General features: G+C 61.4%; 16 protein-coding genes. 8 read left to right on the top strand and 8 right to left on the bottom strand.

The annotated features are described in order from the left end of the window. The first annotated feature begins 5 nt into the window (after window positions 1–5). On the top strand, window positions 6–974 hold the full coding sequence (araH, locus tag CRN80_RS26160; protein WP_098951927.1) for an L-arabinose ABC transporter permease AraH: 969 nt from the start codon (window positions 6–8) through the stop codon (window positions 972–974). Window positions 975–1,096: 122 nt separating this feature from the next. Here araH and CRN80_RS26155 read toward each other — a convergent pair whose 3' ends face one another. Beyond that, window positions 1,097–2,245 (bottom strand): aldose epimerase family protein, encoded by a 1,149-nt coding sequence (locus tag CRN80_RS26155; protein WP_032892291.1) that lies wholly within the window; start codon window positions 2,243–2,245, stop codon window positions 1,097–1,099. Between the two features lie 138 nt (window positions 2,246–2,383). Between CRN80_RS26155 and CRN80_RS26150 the strand changes: the two genes are divergently transcribed. Further along, on the top strand, window positions 2,384–3,151 hold the full coding sequence (locus tag CRN80_RS26150) for an SDR family NAD(P)-dependent oxidoreductase (RefSeq protein ID WP_098951925.1): 768 nt from the start codon (window positions 2,384–2,386) through the stop codon (window positions 3,149–3,151). 134 nt (window positions 3,152–3,285) lie between these two features. Here CRN80_RS26150 and CRN80_RS26145 read toward each other — a convergent pair whose 3' ends face one another. From CRN80_RS26145 to CRN80_RS26135, 3 genes are read right to left on the bottom strand one after another with little or no spacing between them, the layout of a single operon-like run. Next, the gene (locus CRN80_RS26145; protein ID WP_014718078.1) at window positions 3,286–3,882 is read right to left on the bottom strand and encodes a glutathione S-transferase family protein; all 597 of its coding nucleotides are present in this window, start codon (window positions 3,880–3,882) and stop codon (window positions 3,286–3,288) included. 30 nt (window positions 3,883–3,912) lie between these two features. Next, the gene (gene mug / locus CRN80_RS26140; RefSeq protein ID WP_098951923.1) at window positions 3,913–4,446 is read right to left on the bottom strand and encodes a G/U mismatch-specific DNA glycosylase; all 534 of its coding nucleotides are present in this window, start codon (window positions 4,444–4,446) and stop codon (window positions 3,913–3,915) included. Then, the gene (locus tag CRN80_RS26135) at window positions 4,443–5,309 is read right to left on the bottom strand and encodes a LysR substrate-binding domain-containing protein (protein WP_098951921.1); all 867 of its coding nucleotides are present in this window, start codon (window positions 5,307–5,309) and stop codon (window positions 4,443–4,445) included. The genes mug and CRN80_RS26135 overlap by 4 nt, the downstream gene beginning before the upstream one ends. A 134-nt stretch (window positions 5,310–5,443) precedes the next feature. Between CRN80_RS26135 and CRN80_RS26130 the strand changes: the two genes are divergently transcribed. The 5 genes from CRN80_RS26130 to yghU are packed head-to-tail and all read left to right on the top strand — an operon-like array spanning window position 5,444 to window position 10,442. Beyond that, on the top strand, window positions 5,444–6,496 hold the full coding sequence (locus tag CRN80_RS26130) for an agmatine/peptidylarginine deiminase (RefSeq protein WP_098951920.1): 1,053 nt from the start codon (window positions 5,444–5,446) through the stop codon (window positions 6,494–6,496). 4 nt (window positions 6,497–6,500) lie between these two features. After that, a complete protein-coding gene (gene aguB / locus CRN80_RS26125) occupies window positions 6,501–7,382 on the top strand; it encodes an N-carbamoylputrescine amidase (protein WP_098951918.1) in 882 nt (293 codons plus the stop codon). Further along, complete coding sequence (locus CRN80_RS26120; protein ID WP_098951916.1) at window positions 7,379–8,461, top strand: extracellular solute-binding protein; 1,083 nt, start codon at window positions 7,379–7,381, stop codon at window positions 8,459–8,461. Before aguB ends, CRN80_RS26120 begins: the two co-directional genes overlap by 4 nt. An 8-nt stretch (window positions 8,462–8,469) precedes the next feature. Then, complete coding sequence (locus CRN80_RS26115; RefSeq protein ID WP_098951914.1) at window positions 8,470–9,570, top strand: agmatine/peptidylarginine deiminase; 1,101 nt, start codon at window positions 8,470–8,472, stop codon at window positions 9,568–9,570. A gap of 44 nt (window positions 9,571–9,614) precedes the next feature. Further along, entirely contained in the window at window positions 9,615–10,442 is an 828-nt protein-coding gene (yghU, locus tag CRN80_RS26110) for a glutathione-dependent disulfide-bond oxidoreductase (protein ID WP_032892288.1), read from the top strand. A gap of 119 nt (window positions 10,443–10,561) precedes the next feature. Here the strand turns inward: yghU and CRN80_RS26105 are convergent, their stop codons facing one another. Genes CRN80_RS26105 through CRN80_RS26095 form a run of 3 tightly spaced genes read right to left on the bottom strand, consistent with a single transcriptional unit; the run spans window position 10,562 to window position 13,303 of the window. Continuing rightward, entirely contained in the window at window positions 10,562–11,488 is a 927-nt protein-coding gene (locus CRN80_RS26105) for a sugar ABC transporter substrate-binding protein (RefSeq protein ID WP_098951912.1), read from the bottom strand. 19 nt (window positions 11,489–11,507) lie between these two features. Beyond that, window positions 11,508–12,287 carry a TIM barrel protein gene (locus CRN80_RS26100; RefSeq protein WP_032892286.1) on the bottom strand — a complete coding sequence of 260 codons (780 nt, stop codon included), beginning with the start codon at window positions 12,285–12,287 and terminating at the stop codon, window positions 11,508–11,510. After that, complete coding sequence (locus CRN80_RS26095; RefSeq protein WP_098951911.1) at window positions 12,284–13,303, bottom strand: Gfo/Idh/MocA family oxidoreductase; 1,020 nt, start codon at window positions 13,301–13,303, stop codon at window positions 12,284–12,286. The genes CRN80_RS26100 and CRN80_RS26095 overlap by 4 nt, the downstream gene beginning before the upstream one ends. A 187-nt stretch (window positions 13,304–13,490) precedes the next feature. On the opposite strand from CRN80_RS26095, the gene CRN80_RS26090 reads away from it, so the two are divergent. Beyond that, a complete protein-coding gene (locus tag CRN80_RS26090; RefSeq protein WP_098951909.1) occupies window positions 13,491–15,452 on the top strand; it encodes a sigma-54-dependent Fis family transcriptional regulator in 1,962 nt (653 codons plus the stop codon). Window positions 15,453–15,470: 18 nt separating this feature from the next. Here the strand turns inward: CRN80_RS26090 and CRN80_RS26085 are convergent, their stop codons facing one another. Next, the gene (locus tag CRN80_RS26085; RefSeq protein WP_098951907.1) at window positions 15,471–16,520 is read right to left on the bottom strand and encodes a LacI family DNA-binding transcriptional regulator; all 1,050 of its coding nucleotides are present in this window, start codon (window positions 16,518–16,520) and stop codon (window positions 15,471–15,473) included. Window positions 16,521–16,524: the final 4 nt, after the last annotated feature.

Below are 16,524 nucleotides of genomic sequence, written 5' to 3'. Positions count from 1 at the left end.
CGACCATGACCATTCAAAACAACGCGCTGCCCTCGGCACGCAAACCCCTCGATATACGCGCATTGCTCGATAACTGGGCGATGCTCTTGGCGGCAGTGGGCATCTTCGTACTGTGCGCGCTGCTGATCGATAACTTCCTCTCGCCGCTCAACATGCGCGGTCTGGGCCTGGCTATTTCCACTGTGGGCATCGCCGCGTGCACCATGCTGTTCTGCCTGGCTTCAGGGCACTTCGACCTGTCGGTAGGCTCGGTGATCGCCTGCGCCGGGGTGGTCGCGGCGATTGTGATGCGCGATACCGACAGCGTGATGCTGGGCATTGGCGCAGCGCTGCTGATGGGCCTGATGGTGGGGCTGATCAACGGCATCGTGATCGCCAAGCTGCGGGTCAACGCCTTGATCACCACGCTGGCGACCATGCAGATCGTGCGCGGCCTGGCTTATATCTTTGCCGACGGCAAAGCGGTGGGTGTGTCCCAGGAGCAATTCTTTGTGTTCGGCAACGGCCAATTGTTTGGTGTGCCGGTGCCGATCCTGATCACCATCGTGTGCTTCCTGTTCTTCGGCTGGCTGCTCAACTACACCACCTTTGGGCGCAACACCATGGCCATCGGCGGTAACCCGGAGGCGGCGCTGCTGGCGGGCGTGAACGTTGACCGCACCAAGATCCTGATCTTTGCCGTGCACGGCCTGATTGGCGCGCTGGCGGGAGTAATCCTGGCTTCACGCATGACCTCCGGCCAGCCGATGATCGGCCAGGGTTTCGAGCTCACGGTGATCTCGGCCTGCGTGCTGGGTGGGGTATCGCTGAGCGGTGGTATCGGCATGATCCGGCATGTGATTGCCGGGGTGTTGATTCTGGCGATCATCGAGAATGCGATGAACCTCAAGAACATCGATACCTTCTACCAGTATGTGATCCGCGGCTCGATCCTGCTGTTGGCCGTGGTCATCGACCGCATGAAACAACGCTGAACCCAGGCCATCAGATCAATGTAGGAGCGAGCTTGCTCGCGAAAAACGTCAACGGTAACGCGTGTTTCCTGAACAAACGCGGTGCCTTTGAGTTTTTCGCGAGCAAGCTCGCTCCTACAGTTTTAATCAGCGGTGAATTTGAAGAGCGTGCTCTGGGTGTAAGTCTGCCCCGGATTCAAGCGGGTTGAGGCGAAGCCTGGTTGGTTAGGCGCATCCGGAAAATGCTGGGTCTCCAAGGTAAACCCACTCCAATGCTGATACGTCTTGCCGCCTTTGCCCTTCACCGAACCGTCCAGGAAGTTGCTGGTATAGAACTGTACGCCAGGCTCTGTGGTGTAGAGCTGCAAACGCCGCCCTGATTCAGGATCATGCACCTCGGCGGCCAGTTGCTTGACGTCCCCTTTGGTATCCAGCGCCCAGTTGAAGTCGAAGCCACCTTGCTTGGGCTCGGCGAATTTGAGCTGCGGATGGTCGTCTTTGATGTGCTGGCCGATAGGTGTGGGCTTCAGGAAGTCCATCGGCGTGCCCTTGACCGGCGCCAATTCACCGGTGGGAATCAAGGTGGCATTCACTGGTGTGTAGTGGCTGGCGTGCAAGGTGGCGACCTGCTTGAGAATGTCGCCGTTGCCCGCGCCGGCCAGGTTGAAATAGCTGTGGTTGGTGAGGTTGAGCACCGTCGGTTTATCGGTGGTGGCGGTGTAGTCGATGTGCAGTTCGTTGTTGTCGTTGAGGCGGTAGGTGACCTCGGTTTTCAAGTTGCCCGGAAAGCCCATTTCTCCATCTTTGGACAGGTAGGTGAGGGTGACGCCCACCGAGTCTTTGTCCTTGACCGATTTGGCTTGCCACACCTGCTTGTCGAAGCCCTGGGCGCCGCCATGCAGCGAATTGGGGCCATCGTTGAGCGGCACCTGGTAGCGTTTGCCGTCGAGTTCGAAGGCGCCGCCGGCCAGGCGATTGCCGAAGCGGCCAATGGTCGCGCCGAAAAACGCGGTACCGCCTTGATAACCTTGCACGTCATCAAAGCCCAGCACCACGTCGTCGAGCTTGCCGTGTTTGTCTGGCACTTTTAGCGACTGCAGCACGCCGCCGTAGGTGATCACCGTGGCTTGCATGCCATGGCTGTTGCGCAACACGTACTGTTCGACGGCGGTGCCATCGTTGGTTTTGCCGAAGGGTTTGTGTTCGCTGCTAAGGCCGGCAGCGTGCGCGCCGCCGCTGGCGATAAGCATGGACAGCGCGAGGCCGGACAGCAGGTATCGAGGGTGCTTCATGGTCGAACTTCCTTTTGTTGTTTTGCTGGAATAGTTCTACTAATTTGAGATATTTTGTCGATATGACAGCAGATTTATAGCCTTTAACGCCGTTCTTGCAAAATAAAATAAGACTAATTAAGCGGAGCACTGATTGTTATGACTACCCAGCAAGCGATTTATCCCGACCTCAAGGACAAAACCGTGCTGGTTTCCGGCGGGGCTTCGGGGATTGGCGAGTTCATGGTGCGGGCCTTCGCCGCGCAGGGCGCCAACGTGGCGTTTGTGGACCGTGCACAGAGCCAGGGTGAACGCTTGGCGGCGCTGCTGAACTCCAAAGGGCAGCGTGTCGAGTTCGAGTGCTGCGATATCACCGACGAGATCGGTTACCGCGCGGCGATCGGGCGCTTCGAGCATTCCCTGGGGCCGATTACGGTACTGGTCAACAATGCAGCGAACGATGTGCGCCACAGCCTGGAAGAAATCGACTCGCACATGTTCGACCAGCTGATTGCGGTCAACCTCAAGCACGCCTTCTTTGCCGCCAAGGCGGTGGTGCCCACGATGAAACAGGCCGGTGGCGGCTCGATCATCAACCTGGGCTCGGTGGGCTGGATGATGGCCTCGGCCGGCTACCCCGTATACGCCGCCAGCAAGGCCGCCGCCCACGGCATGACCCGAGCCCTGGCGCGGGAACTGGGGCCCAACCATATCCGCGTTAACACCTTGGTGCCGGGTTGGGTGATGACCGAAAAACAACTGGCCATGTGGGTCGACGACGCCGCCAAGGACCTCATCGCCCGCAGCCAGTGCCTGCCCGGCAGCGTGATGCCGGAACACATCGCCAACATGGCGCTGTTTTTGGCCTCGGATGCCTCGGCGATGTGCTCGGCGCAGAACTTTATCGTTGACGGCGGCTGGGTATAAAACGCGATGTTCAGAATGATGCACATCGAGTGTGGGAGCGGGCTTGCTCGCGAAGGCGGTGTGCCAGTGAACTTATTAGGTTCTGACACACCGCCTTCGCGAGCAAGCCCGCTCCCACAGTTAAATTGTGGTGCTTACTCGATGGGGTAACGCTTGAACGCCGGGTGCTGCTCCAGGCGTTCAGCATGGCGCTTGAGGTTGGGGAACGCATCGGCCTTCACCACCGAGGCCACGGTGAACTGGCTGAACGACCAGGCGACCGCTGCGGTAATCGACGCCTGGGTCAGCGCTTCATTGCCTGCCAGCTGCTTGTCCAGCAGCGCATAAGCCGCCAGCAGTTGCCCGGTAACGCGCTCAAGCCACGGCGCATGCAATTTTTCAGCGGGGCGAAGGTTGTGTTCATAGACGATCTGCACGCTTTTCTCGCATGCCGCCAGCGCGAGCCCAAGCAATTGCAGGTCACGGGCACGTGCCGCCGGTTGTTGGGGCAGCAGCTTCTTGTCAGCCGGCGCCAGCGTTTCCAGGTAATCGAGGATCAGGCTCGAATCCATCAGCACCGTGCCATCGTCCAGCACCAGGGTAGGGGCCTTGACTACGGGGTTGATCTGGGCAAATTCAGCGTAAGTGCTGAACACCGACAGCGGTTCATGCACAAAGTCCACCCCGTATAACTCCAGGGAAACAGCCACGCGGCGTACGTAGGGCGAGTCCAGCATTCCGACCAGTTTCATGCAGCCTCCATTGCTTACAGGGTGTTGGGCTCAAGAGATTACGGGCGCGGGCCGGGCGTGCGCAACGGCGTTGTGCAGCAGCCGATACGCTTGCACCAATTGATCGAGGCTGAACGCCAGGTTGCGCCCGCTGGGGTTGGGCAGCACCCAGACCGAGGCGTCGCCCAGTGGCTGCGCTTGCAAACCCCAGGCGACCTCGCGCTGGCCGCTCAGCGCGCTATAGCCGGGCTTGCCGAGGAACGCGACGAAGCGCGGGGCATGGCGGCGGATCTTGTGTTCGAACGCCGCCGCCGCGTCCTGGAATTCATGCCGCGCCAACTCGCCTGCACTGGCCGTTGGCCGTGCCACCAAAGTGGTTAATCCGCAACCGTAGTGCAGCAAGGTGGCGCCGTCTTGCGGGCGAATCTCATGGGGCGTGAAACCGGCCAGATGCACCGTACGCCAGAAGCGATTGCTGCGATTGGCAAAATGCAGGCCGAGGGCGGCGGAGCCCTTGCCAGGGTTGATGCCGCAGAACAGTACGTGCAAATGGTCCGCGAGGAGGTCGTCGAGTCGGTCATTCATGTCGCATCTCCCTGCAAACGGCTCGATAGCCACTCGATAAAACACCGCGCCAGGGGGTCGTTCTCGCTGTCGCGATGGGTCAGTAGCGCCCAGCTGGGGCCGCGAATGGTGGCGTCTACCAACGGCGTCAGCAAACCTTTGGCTTGCCCCTGGCGGCTGAGCAACTGGCTTACCAGGCCAATCCCCAACCCGGTGCACACCGCATCCAGCAATAAACCGGGGTCGGAAAAATTCAGGCCCTGGTCCTGTTGCCCCACATCAATCCCGGCTTCCACCGCCCAGTGACTCCAGTCCATTTCCCGCTCACCGTGCAAGGTGGTGCGTTGCTCAAGAGGCACCTCCAGCACCTGGGGGTGGCATGCCGGAAACAGCCGGTCGATATGCAGCACCTTGAAGCTGCATTCGGCCTGGGAGCTGATGTCGTCGCGCACCGCCAAATCGATGGTCTGGCTGGCCATGTCTGGCACTTCGTCGGTGCTGAAAATCCATAGATCGACCTGCGGGTGTTGGCGGCGAAAGTCGGCTAGGCGAGGCAACAGCCAATGCCGGGCAAAGGCCGGCGTGGTGTTGAGCACCAGTTGATTAGGTTTGCGGTATTGCCCAAGGCGTCGTACGCCGACGGCCAGTTGTTGCAGTAAGGCCTGGGTGGTGCTGAGGAAATCCTGGCCGGCGTCGGTCAAGCTGACGCTGCGCCCGCTGCGAAAAAACAGCGGCTGTTCAAGGTACGCTTCCAGGCTGCGAATCTGCTGGCTGATAGCCGATTGAGTCAAGTGCAGCTCTTCGGCCGCCTTGTGAAAATTGCCCAGCCGAGCGGCGGCTTCAAAGCCGCGAAGGGTGCCGAGGGGCGGCCATTGGTTGAGCATGCTGATAAGTTCCTCTAATCAGTTTTCTGCAAAATTCATCGTTTGTTTACGCTTTTTCTCCAACGTAGCATGCCTGGCAATACCCCTTGGGTAGTTTTCGCTGAACACAATGACTTAATTCAAAGGTACTTGTCATGCAGATGGATGAAGTTGAAAACCTGGGGTGGCGGATGCCCGCCGAGTGGTCCCAGCATGCGGCGACCTGGATGGTCTGGCCTCATAACCAGGCGTTGTGGGAGAACACTTGGGGCGTGACGCTGGCGCAGGTGCAGCAGGACTTCGCGCGGGTAGCCAATGCCATTGCGCGGTTTGAGCCGGTGAAGATGGTTGTCGACCCTTCGGCGCTTGCCAGTGCCATCGCCTTGTGCGGCCCGCGCATTGAACTGATCCCCCAGGCGGTCAACGACAGCTGGTGCCGCGACTCCGGCCCGTCCTTTATCTATCACCCGCAACATGGGCTGGCCGGTGTGAGCTGGCGCTTCAATGCCTGGGGTGAAAAGTCGGCCCATGAATGGGATGAAAGCCTGGCCCGTCGGGTGCTCAATCACCTCGGGCTTGTCTGTTTCGGCACACCGTTGAGCAACGAGGGCGGCGCCTTTCATGTGGACGGCGAGGGCACCTTGATCACCACCGAATCGGTGCTGCTCAATCCCAACCGCAACCCTGGCGTGACCAAGGCTGACATCGAGAAAGTGTTTGCGCGCTGGCTGGGCATCAAGAAGACGATCTGGTTGCCCGGCGACCCGAACTACGTCACCGGTGACATGACCGATGGGCATGTCGACGGCATCTGCGCCTTTGCTCGCCCCGGCGTGTTGCTGGTAGACGCGACCCTCGACCACTGCTCGGTCTACGCCCAAGTAGCAAGGGAAAACCGCCGCGTCCTGGAGTTGGCCACCGATGCCCGGGGCCGTCGCTTTGAGCTGATCGAGCTGTATGAGGCCTCCGAGGCCGTAGACACTGGCGCCGAGGCCTTCTGCGCTTCCTACTCCAACTTCTATATCGCCAATGGCGCAATCATCATGCCGGCCTATGGGATCGCCGCAGATCAGGTCGCGGCCAATGTCCTGGGCCAGGCTTTTCCGGACCGCGAGATCGTACCGGTGCGAATCAACCACCTGGCCCATGGCGGCGGCGGTGTGCATTGCATCACCCAACAACAGCCCGCCTGGCCAGTGAAGGGGTAATGCCATGCGTCTATTGACGATTGCCACTACCCAGATGCCTTGCACCTGGGATTTACCGAGTAACCTCGACCGCGCCGAGCAACTGGTGCGCAACGCAGCCGCCAAGGGCGCCCAGGTAATCCTGTTGCAGGAGCTATTCGCTACGCCGTATTTCTGCATCGAACAACGGCATCAGCACCTGGCCTTGGCCGAGGAGTATCAGCACAGCCAAGTGCTCAAACGCTTTGCTGCATTGGCCAAGGAGTTAGGAGTCGTGCTGCCACTGAGCTGGTTCGAAAAAGCCGGCAATGCGTTCTTTAATTCCCTGAGTGTGGCGGATGCTGACGGGCGATTGCTTGGGGTGTACCGCAAGAGCCATATTCCCAACGCCATCGGCTACCAGGAGAAGGAATATTTCAGCCCCGGTGACACCGGTTTTCGCGTGTGGGACAGCGCCTTCGGGCGCCTGGGCATCGGTATCTGCTGGGACCAGTGGTTTCCGGAAACCGCGCGCTGCCTGGCATTACATGGCGCCGAGGTACTGCTGTTTCCCACCGCCATCGGTTCGGAACCCGGCTGTGCCAGCCTCGATTCCCGCGACCATTGGCAGATGACCATGCGCGGGCACGCGGCGGCCAACCTGCTGCCGGTGGTGGCGGCCAACCGCGTCGGGCGCGAAGTGGCGAACAGTAATGCGAGCCTGCAAATGGATTTTTATGGTTCATCGTTTATCTGCGATCACAAAGGCAAGCTGTTGGCCGAAGCCGACCGCGACAGCACGGGCGTACTCGTGCACAGCCTGGACCTGGCCACCATGGGCGAAGAGCGCCTGACCTGGGGCATATACCGTGACCGTCGCCCGGACTTGTATGGTGCACTGCTGACCCTGGATGGGCGCCTATCATGAAACGCCTGTTGAGCTGTGCCCTCATCCTCACCAGCGCCTGTGTCGTGGCTGATGACAAGACCCTGAAGCTGTATAACTGGGCCGATTATTTTGCCCCTGACACCTTGTCCAGGTTCACCGCCGAAACCGGTATCCATTTGATCTACGATGTGATGGACAGCAGTGAAACCCTGGAAGCCAAGCTGATGGCCGGTGGCAGTGGCTATGACTTGATCTTCCCAGGCGACACAGTGGCCGAGCGCCTGATGCGCGCCGGCAGCTTGCAGGCCCTGGACCCTGCCAGGCTCACGGCCCTGGGGGACATTGAACCGGGCCTGCAGGCGTTGCGTGCGCATTACGTCAATTCGAACAAGGCCACGGTGCCCTATACCTGGGGCACCATCGGCCTGACCTACAACACCGAGCAGATCCGCCAGCGCCTGCCGAATGCGCCGGTCAACAGCCTCGACCTACTGTTCAAGCCCGAGTTTGCCGCCCAATTTGCCGATTGCGGCATCTCCCTGATCGACTCGCCGGATGAAGTGCTCGCGGTGGTGCTTAACTACCTGGGCCGCGCCCCGCGCAGTGCCAAGCCCGAAGATCTGGCTGCGGCCAGTGCACTGTTGCTCAAGCTGCGCCCCTTTATTCGCAAGTTCCAGTCGCAACCGGTGACCGATCTGGTCAACGGCAACCTGTGCCTGTCCCTAGGCTACAGCGGCGACATGACCCAGGCCCAGCGCGCCGCCGATGCGGCTGGCAAGGCGGTGACCTTCGGCTATCACATCCCCCGCGAGGGCACGACAGTCTGGATGGACACCATGGCGATTCCCGTCGATGCCCGGCACCCGGAATACGCCTACGCTTTTATCAACTTTGTGATGCGCCCGCAGAACATGGCCGCTATCACCAACCTGACCGGCTATCCCACCGCCAATGCCAAGGCGCGACCGCAGGTGGAGGCCAGCCTGCGCGACAACCCGGATATTTACCCAGATGCCGCCACCTTTGAACGGTTGATCGCTGGCAAAGATATCCCCCAGGCCGATATGCGTGCACGTATGCGCGTATGGACTAAATTCAAGACCGCCCTTCTTCAGTAGAGACCCCCATGCCAACCCGTCGAACCTTCCTCAAACACACCAGCGTGGTCGCCGCCATGAGCCTGATTGCTCCTTACGTACGTGCCGCTGTCAGTGGCCGCTTCTATATGCCCGACGAGGGTGAAAAACACCGCCAGGCGTTTATTGCCTTTGGTGCCCAGGAGGCCATCTGGGAGGACTTTACCGCCGATGTTCAAGCAGCGCTGGGCCGTATCGCCCGGGCGATTGCCGAGTATGAGCCGGTGACCGTGTTTTGCCGTGGAGACGAACGGGTGCTGGCGGAAAAACACTGTGGCACGCGCAACATCACCTTTGTCGAGACCGAGCTGGACGACATCTGGATACGCGACACCGGCGCCAACTTCGTGATTGATGGCACCGGAGCGCTGGGGGCGGTGGATTTCAACTTCAACGGGTGGGGCAACAAACAGCAGCACGCCGAGGATGCGCAACTGGCTGCCCAGATTGCCGAACATACTGGGGCCCGTTACTGGCGCAGCGAACTGGTGGGCGAGGGCGGTGGCATTGAAGTGGATGGCCTGGGCACCGGCATCATGACGCAAAGCAGTTGGATTAATCGCAATCGCAACCCCGACTGGAGCCAGGCTGAGGTGGAGGCCGAACTCAAGGAGCGCCTGGGCTTGCGTAAAATCATTTGGCTGCCGGGTATCAAGGGCAAGGACATCACCGACGCCCACGTGGATTTCTACGCACGCTTTGTGTCCCCCGGCGTGGTGCTGGCCAATCTCGACACCGACCCGCAGTCCTATGACTACAAGGTCACCCTGGCACACCTGGAAATGCTCAAGAACGCCACCGACGCCGATGGTCGCCCGTTGCAGGTGCATACCGTATCGCCGCCGCTCAAGCCGCGTAAAAGCAAGTTCAGCCAAGGCAACCCGGATTTCGCCGCGGGCTATATCAATTACTTCGTGATCAACGATGCGGTAATTGCGCCTGAGTTCGGCGACCCACTGGCGGACCGCAAGGCGCTGGAGCTGCTGTCGCGGCTGTATCCGAGCCGCAAGGTGGTGCAGATCAATATTGACGCTATCGCAGCGGGTGGTGGTGGCATTCACTGTGTGACGAGTCATCAACCTTTGGTTTAGTCTGGAACGCTTAGTGGATCACAAGCGCCTCTGGAGCATTGATTATGACCGAGTACGTACCTGCCAAAGTCTGGACCTGGGACGCCGAAAGCGGCGGCACCTTCGCCAGCATCAACCGGCCCATCGCCGGCGCCACCCACGAAAAGCCGCTGCCGGTGGGCAAGCACCCGCTGCAGTTATACTCCCTGGCCACGCCCAATGGGCAGAAGGTCACGATCCTGCTGGAAGAACTGCTGGCCCTGGGGCACAGCGGCGCCGAATACGATGCCTGGCTGATCAAGATCGGCGACGGCGACCAGTTCGGCAGTGGCTTTGTGGCGGTGAACCCGAACTCGAAGATTCCGGCGCTGATGGACCACAGCGGCGCCACGCCGATTCGCGTGTTCGAATCAGGCGCGATTTTGCAGTACCTGGCCGAGAAGTTCGGTGCGTTCCTGCCCACGGAGCCCGCCGCACGGGCTGAATGCCTGTCTTGGTTGTTCTGGCAGATGGGCAGCGCGCCTTACCTGGGCGGCGGCTTCGGGCATTTCTATGCCTATGCGCCGAGCAAGATGGAATACCCGATCAACCGCTTTGCCATGGAGACCAAGCGCCAACTGGATGTGCTGGATAAGCGCCTGGCGGTCAGCCAATACATTGCCGGGGATGACTACACCATTGCCGATATCGCGATATGGCCTTGGTACGGTGGGTTGGTCAAAGGCCGTTTGTATGGCGCGGCGGAGTTTTTGTCGGTGCATGAATACAAGCATGTGCAGCGCTGGGCGGATGCGATTGACGCACGGCCGGCGGTGCAGCGTGGGCGGCGGGTGAACCGGGTGTCGGGGGATGATCAGTTGCCCGAGCGACATGATGCAAGTGACCTTGATTGATACGATAACCAGGTAGGAGCGAGCTTGCTCGCGAAAAACGTCAACGATAACGCGTGCTTCCTGAATGAGCGCGGCGTCTGGGCGTTCTTCGCGAGCAAGCTCGCTCCTACAAAGCTGCGTTATTTGTAGCGCTGCTCAAACACCGCCACCTGTTCAGGTGTGATCAGTTCAAATGGCACCCACACCTGTGCTTCAACTTGCTCGCCCTTGATCATCCGCACCGCCGCTTGCACGGCCTGGGCAGCCTGGGCCTTGGGGTCCTGGAACACTGAGCCCGCCAGCAGCCCGCGCTTGATCGCCGCCAAGCCATCGGGCAAACCGTCGATGCCGACAATCGCAATCTCGCCCTTGGCCTTGCCTGCTTGCTGCAAGGCCATGGCCGCGCCAATCGCCATTTCATCGTTGTTGGCGACAATGGCATTGAACGCGGTGCCGGCCAGCAACCAGTTGCTGGTCAGGTCCATGCCTTTGCTGCGCTGCCATTCGGCGCTTTGCTGCTCGACGATCTTGATTCCGGGGAAGTCCTTGAGCACCTGTTTGACCCCTTCGGTGCGGGCATGGGTGGCGTTCTGTGTAAGGTCGCCCATGATGATCGCCACATTGCCCTTGCCGCCCAGTTTTTGGGCGAGGTAGCGCATCTGCAATTGCCCCGCTTCGATGTCGTTGGAGGCCACCGTGACCACGCCCTCAGGCAGCGTACGCTCATCCGGGTGGCGGTTGACGTACACCAGCGGCGTCTTCGCCGCCACGGCGGCGCGGGTGATGTTGGCGGTGGCGGCGGTGTCGACCGGCAGCACGATCACCGCATCGACCTTCTGGTTGAGAAAGCCTTCGACCTGATTGAGCTGGCGCACCACATCGCCCTGGGCGTCTTCGAATTGGATCTGCACGTCCTGGTGTTTGGCTGCCGCCTCCAGGCCGGTGCGCACGTAGGTCATGAAGTTATCGTCCACCCGGGCAATGCTCACGCCGATGCGATAGGCGGCGAAGGACCACTGGCTGAACATCAATAACAGCGCGGCCACTAGTAATGAATAACGGTGCATGAGGCTGTTCCTTTTATTGTTATAGGGTGAATGCCTGGCGGAAACGCTCCAGGGCCGTCTCGCTGTCGCCGCTGGCCCAGCCCTCCAGGCCGACCACACCGGTGTAACCCATGGCGTGCAAGGCCCGGGCAATGGCTGGGTAGTGGATTTCGCCCGTGCCGGGCTCCTTGCGCCCAGGCACATCAGCCACCTGGATTTCGCCGATGGCGCTGCCAGCGCGCTGGATCAGTTCGATCAGGTTACCTTCGCCAATCTGCGCGTGGTACAGGTCCAGGTTCATCTTCAGATGCGGGCTGCCGACGGCTTCGATCAGGGCCAGGGTGTCGTCGGCACGCGCAAACGGTGTACCTGGGTGGTCGACGGCGGTGTTGAGGTTTTCCAGCAGGAACACGCGGCCGGCGTCTTCCCCCAGGCGCGCGATTTTCTCCAGGCTTTTGCATGCGCTCAGCCACATGCGCCCGGTGGTGTGGCTGACGGGCTGCACGGGCAGGCCGCCTTCACCCAGGCCCGTGCCATGCAGGTTGAGGCTGGGGCAATTGAGGCGCTCGGCAATGCCCAGGGACTCACGGGCGCTGTCGAGCAATTGGCGGATGCCGTCGGGGTCGGTGAGGGTGCCGCTGAGGTAGCCGGTCATCGAGGTGAAGTCCGCACCGGTCGCCGCCAAGGCCTGAATGTCCTTATCGGCCCAACCCCAGATTTCGGCGCTGAAGCCCAGGGCATGAATACGTTTGACCCGCTCGATGAAGGGCAGGTCGAGGAACACCATTTCGGCGCTGACGGCCAATTTGAACGGCATCATTGGCGGGCTCCTTGAACGGCCACGGCCATGCCGGTTTGATACGACTCAATGCAGGCACGGGCAATTGCCAGGGCTGCACGCGCATCTTCACCGCTGGCCAGGGGCTTGGCGCCGCTGCGCAGGCAGTCGACAAAGTGGTTGAGCTCGGCGATGTAGGCGTCGCGCAGCAGGTCGGTGTCCATCCGCTGGGTGTCTGCCTGGATGCCCTCGGCCAGGTAGCGCACCAGGTCGCAGTCGTTAAGGCTGCCCATGCTCAGCATGCCCTTGCTGCCGAACACTTCGCCGCGCACATCGTAGCCATACACGGCCTGGAAGCTGGCTTCGGCGGTGGCAATGGCGCCGTTGTCAAAGCGCAGGGTGACCACGGCGGTGTCGAGCAAGCCTTGGCTTTTGAATTGCGGGGCAATCAGCGCGTCGGCCATCACCTGCACCTGGACCACTTCGGCCCCAGGGTTGAGGTAGCGCAGGGTGTCGAAGTCGTGGATCAGGGTTTCGAGGAAGATCACCCATTGCGGTGAGTTGGCCGGGTTGTTCAGCGCCGGGTCGCGCGTCAGCGAGCGTAGCAGCTGTGGCGTGCCAATACGTCCGGCGACCACGTCGAGGTGCGCCGTGCGAAAGCTTCTGGCGAAGCGCCGATTGAAGCCGACCTGCAGGGGCACCCGTGCATCGGCAGCGGCGGCGATAGCGCGGTCGGCTTCGTCCAGGGTAATCGCCATGGGTTTTTCGCAGAAGATGCCCTTGCCGGCGCGTGCGGCCTTGATCACCAGCTCCGCGTGGCTACGGGCAGGGGCGGCGATGAGCACGCCGTCGATGTCCGGGTCGTCCAGCAGCTGTTGCGGGTCGGTGTAGGCCTTGTCCACCCCCAGTTCTGCTGCCAGGCGAGCGGCCTGGCCCGGCACGGGATCGGCGATGGCGGCGAGGCAGGCACCGGGAATATGGCGTGCAGCGGTAAGGCCATGGAAGCTGCCCATGCGGCCGGCACCGATCAAGCCCAGGCGGATGTTCTGTGTACTCATGAAACGACCCCTTTTGTTGTTATGGGCCCCCAGGACCGTCCTGGGTGACACAGGGGCAAAAGCAAGGCCTGTGCCAGTTTATAACTAGCTGATTTATAAGTATTTAATATTTTAATTAAACAAAAAGTGTTCATATTCATGACATGTCTATACTGACATGTCGAAAATATGAACATGGATAACCGCAATGACCCAGGCGTTCAGTGTGCAAGACCTCGAATACCTCACGAACCTGGGGCCTGCCGCGCTGAACGACGGGCCCATCGCCGCCTTGGAGCAGGCGTGGCGAGAGTGCCTGGCTGGCCAAGTCGTGCGTCCGGACGGGGTGCGCCAGGTTATCTGGGATTCCTGGCGACGCAGTGTCGAGGCGGGTATCGAGCCCGGTCACAGCGACTATCGCTTTGTCGCGCCGCAAGCGTTGGCGGCGACCCTGGCCCACCATCGCGCCCTGATCGCCGCTGCCGCGCAAGTCATGCATGGATTGCTGGCTTACAACCCGCGCGGGCATATCAACCTCACGGATGCCGAGGGCACGACGCTGTATTTTTGCGGGCTGGACATCACCCCGGTGGGCAGTCGCTTGCTCGAAGCGGTGCAAGGCACCAACTGCACCGGCCTGGCCCTGGCCGAAGATCGCCTGGTGTATGTGCTGGCTGAAGAAAATTTCGCCAGCGGCCTGCGCCAGCGCCACATGCACTGCGCCGCCGCGCCGATCAAGGATGCCCAAGGCCAGACCTTGGCCATGCTCACCCTGACCGCCGAGCCTGGCTGGTTTCATTTCCACACCCTGGGCACCGTTCAAGCGGCGGCCGAAGCGGTGTCGCGGCAGATGGCGCTGCAGGTGTTGCTGGAAGAACAACAGGCCGTGCTCGAAGTGCTCAACGAAGGCTTGGTGGTGCTCGATGAGCGTGGCTGCATCAAGGCACTCAACCGTTATGCGCGGCAACTGTTCGGGGTGGGGCGCGAGTTGATCGGCAGTCCTTTCCAGCGCCTGGGCCGCAGTGAACTGAGCGACGCGCTGGGTGAGCCGGTGCGCGACCGCGATTGCACCTTCCACTTGCACGACGGCAGCCAACTCGCCTGCCTGGTTTCGGTATGCCCACTGGAGCAGGGTGGGGTGATTGTGTCGGTGCGCGAAAACCGCCGTATCCGCGAGATTACCCGGCGCATTATCGGCACCCAGGCCCGCTATACCTTCGAGACCATCCTGGGCACCTCGCGGGCCATACAAGATGCACTGCACCTGGGGCGCATTGCCAGTCGCAGCGAGTCCACCACCTTGATCCTCGGCGAAAGCGGCACCGGCAAGGAGCTGTTTGCCCAGGCCATTCATAACGGCAGCGAGCGTTGCAACGGCCCGTTTGTGGCGGTCAACTGCGGCGCGATCCCACGGGACCTAGTGCAGAGCGAACTGTTCGGCCACGTCGAAGGTGCGTTCACCGGCTCGGCGCGGGGTGGGGCGGCAGGCAAGTTCGAACTGGCGGATGGCGGCACCATCTTCCTGGATGAAATTGGCGACATGTCCTTCGATGCCCAGGTCAGTCTGCTACGGGTTTTGCAGGAGGGTGAGATCACCCGCGTCGGGGCCAAGCAATCGCGGCAAGTCGACGTGCGCATCATCGCCGCCACCCATCGCAACCTGAGCCAGGCGGTGGCCGAGGGCGCGTTTCGTGAAGACCTTTACTACCGACTCAACGTGCTGAACCTGAGCGTGCCGCCACTGCGTATGCGCCGTGACGATATCCCATTGCTGGCGCGGCATTTCCTGCAGCGCTGCGCCCGCTCGCTACGTAAAACGGTGCAAGGTTTCGCGCCGGATGCGTTGGCGTTGCTGTCAGCCCATGGCTGGCCGGGCAACGTGCGGGAGCTGGAAAACGTCATTGAGCGGGCGACCAACCTGGCGATGGGCGAGCTGATTCAATCGGCCGACTTGCCGTTAGAAACCCAGCAACGCCCGACGTTGCGCGCCTACCAGCCCCAGCCCGCACAGGATTTGAGCAGCCATGAAATGCACGCCATCGTTGCCGCGCTCACCAGCACCCGCGGCAACATTCGCCTGGCCGCACAGCAACTGGATGTGTCGCGGGGCGGGCTGTACAACAAGATGAGTCGGTTTGGCTTGAGCGCCGCCGATTTCCGGGAGCGCTGAAACCTCAAGCCAACCCGATCAGTTGCACAGGTTTTCCGGGGTCACTATCTGCGGCGGTATATGCACGCGGTGCCTCAATGGGTCAAACCCCTCATCACTCTGCAAGCGCACCAGCAACTCCACCAATGCCACGGCCGTCTGCCGTGGCTGCGAGTCCATCACCACATCAATCAGCCCGTTGCTCAATGCCTGGCGCGACAACGGCGTGGACTCTTGCAGGATGCAGCACAGCGCCGGGCGCTTGGGCAGTTGCGCCAGGGCGTTGATCACACCGTCGCCACCACCGCCCACCACGCATAACCCACGCAAATCGGTATGGCGGCTGAGCAGGTCGAGGGTGGCTTCTTCGGTGATGTCGCAGTTGTCCAGGTTGATCAGCGGCTCCAACGGCTTGAGCCCCGGCGCGTGTTCGGCCAGGTAGCTGTGCAAGCCCTCGACCCGTGCCTGATGGCCGAGAAAACGGTGGCCACCCAACAGGATGCCCACGCTGCCTTTGCGTGCGCCGCAAGTGCGCGCCAGCAGCCAGCCCATGGTGCGCCCGACCACGTGGTTGTCCTGGCCCACATAGGGTTCGGCGGCGTGTTCATGGATGTCCGAGAGCAGGGCCACCACCGGCACGCCCGCTGTGCGGATCTGCGCCAGGCAGGCGTTGATCAATGGGTGGGCGAAGCTGACCACCGCGAGGGCGTCACACTGCACGGCCAGCTGTTCGATTTGCGCGACGATGGCGCCGGGCGTGCGGTCTTTGATGTAGTCGAACTGGCAGCTCAGGTTGGCGGTGGCGTGATGCTGCGCTGCCTCGCTGATGGCGTGGGCCAACTGCGCATAGAACGCTTGGGCGGTCCCCAGCAACAGCACGCCGAAACGGTAGGTGGGCCGACGTTCGCGAATGCGCTGGCCGATCAGCCGTGCGGCGAAATAGCCCACCGCTTCGGCAGCCTGGAACACCTGTTCGGCGGTGCCGGGGTTGACCGGCGCGCGGGCGTTCAACACGCGGTCGACGGTGGCTACGCTGAGCCCCGCATGGGCGGCAACGGTGGCGATGGTTGGGCGTTTGTTGGTGTGCATGGCA

Source organism: Pseudomonas sp. FDAARGOS_380, assembly GCF_002591235.1.
In the GTDB taxonomy this organism is placed as follows: Bacteria; Pseudomonadota; Gammaproteobacteria; order Pseudomonadales; family Pseudomonadaceae; genus Aquipseudomonas; species Aquipseudomonas salmasensis.
The sequence above is the reverse complement of the archived record's forward strand: the minus strand, read 5'-3'. Positions and strand labels throughout refer to the sequence as shown.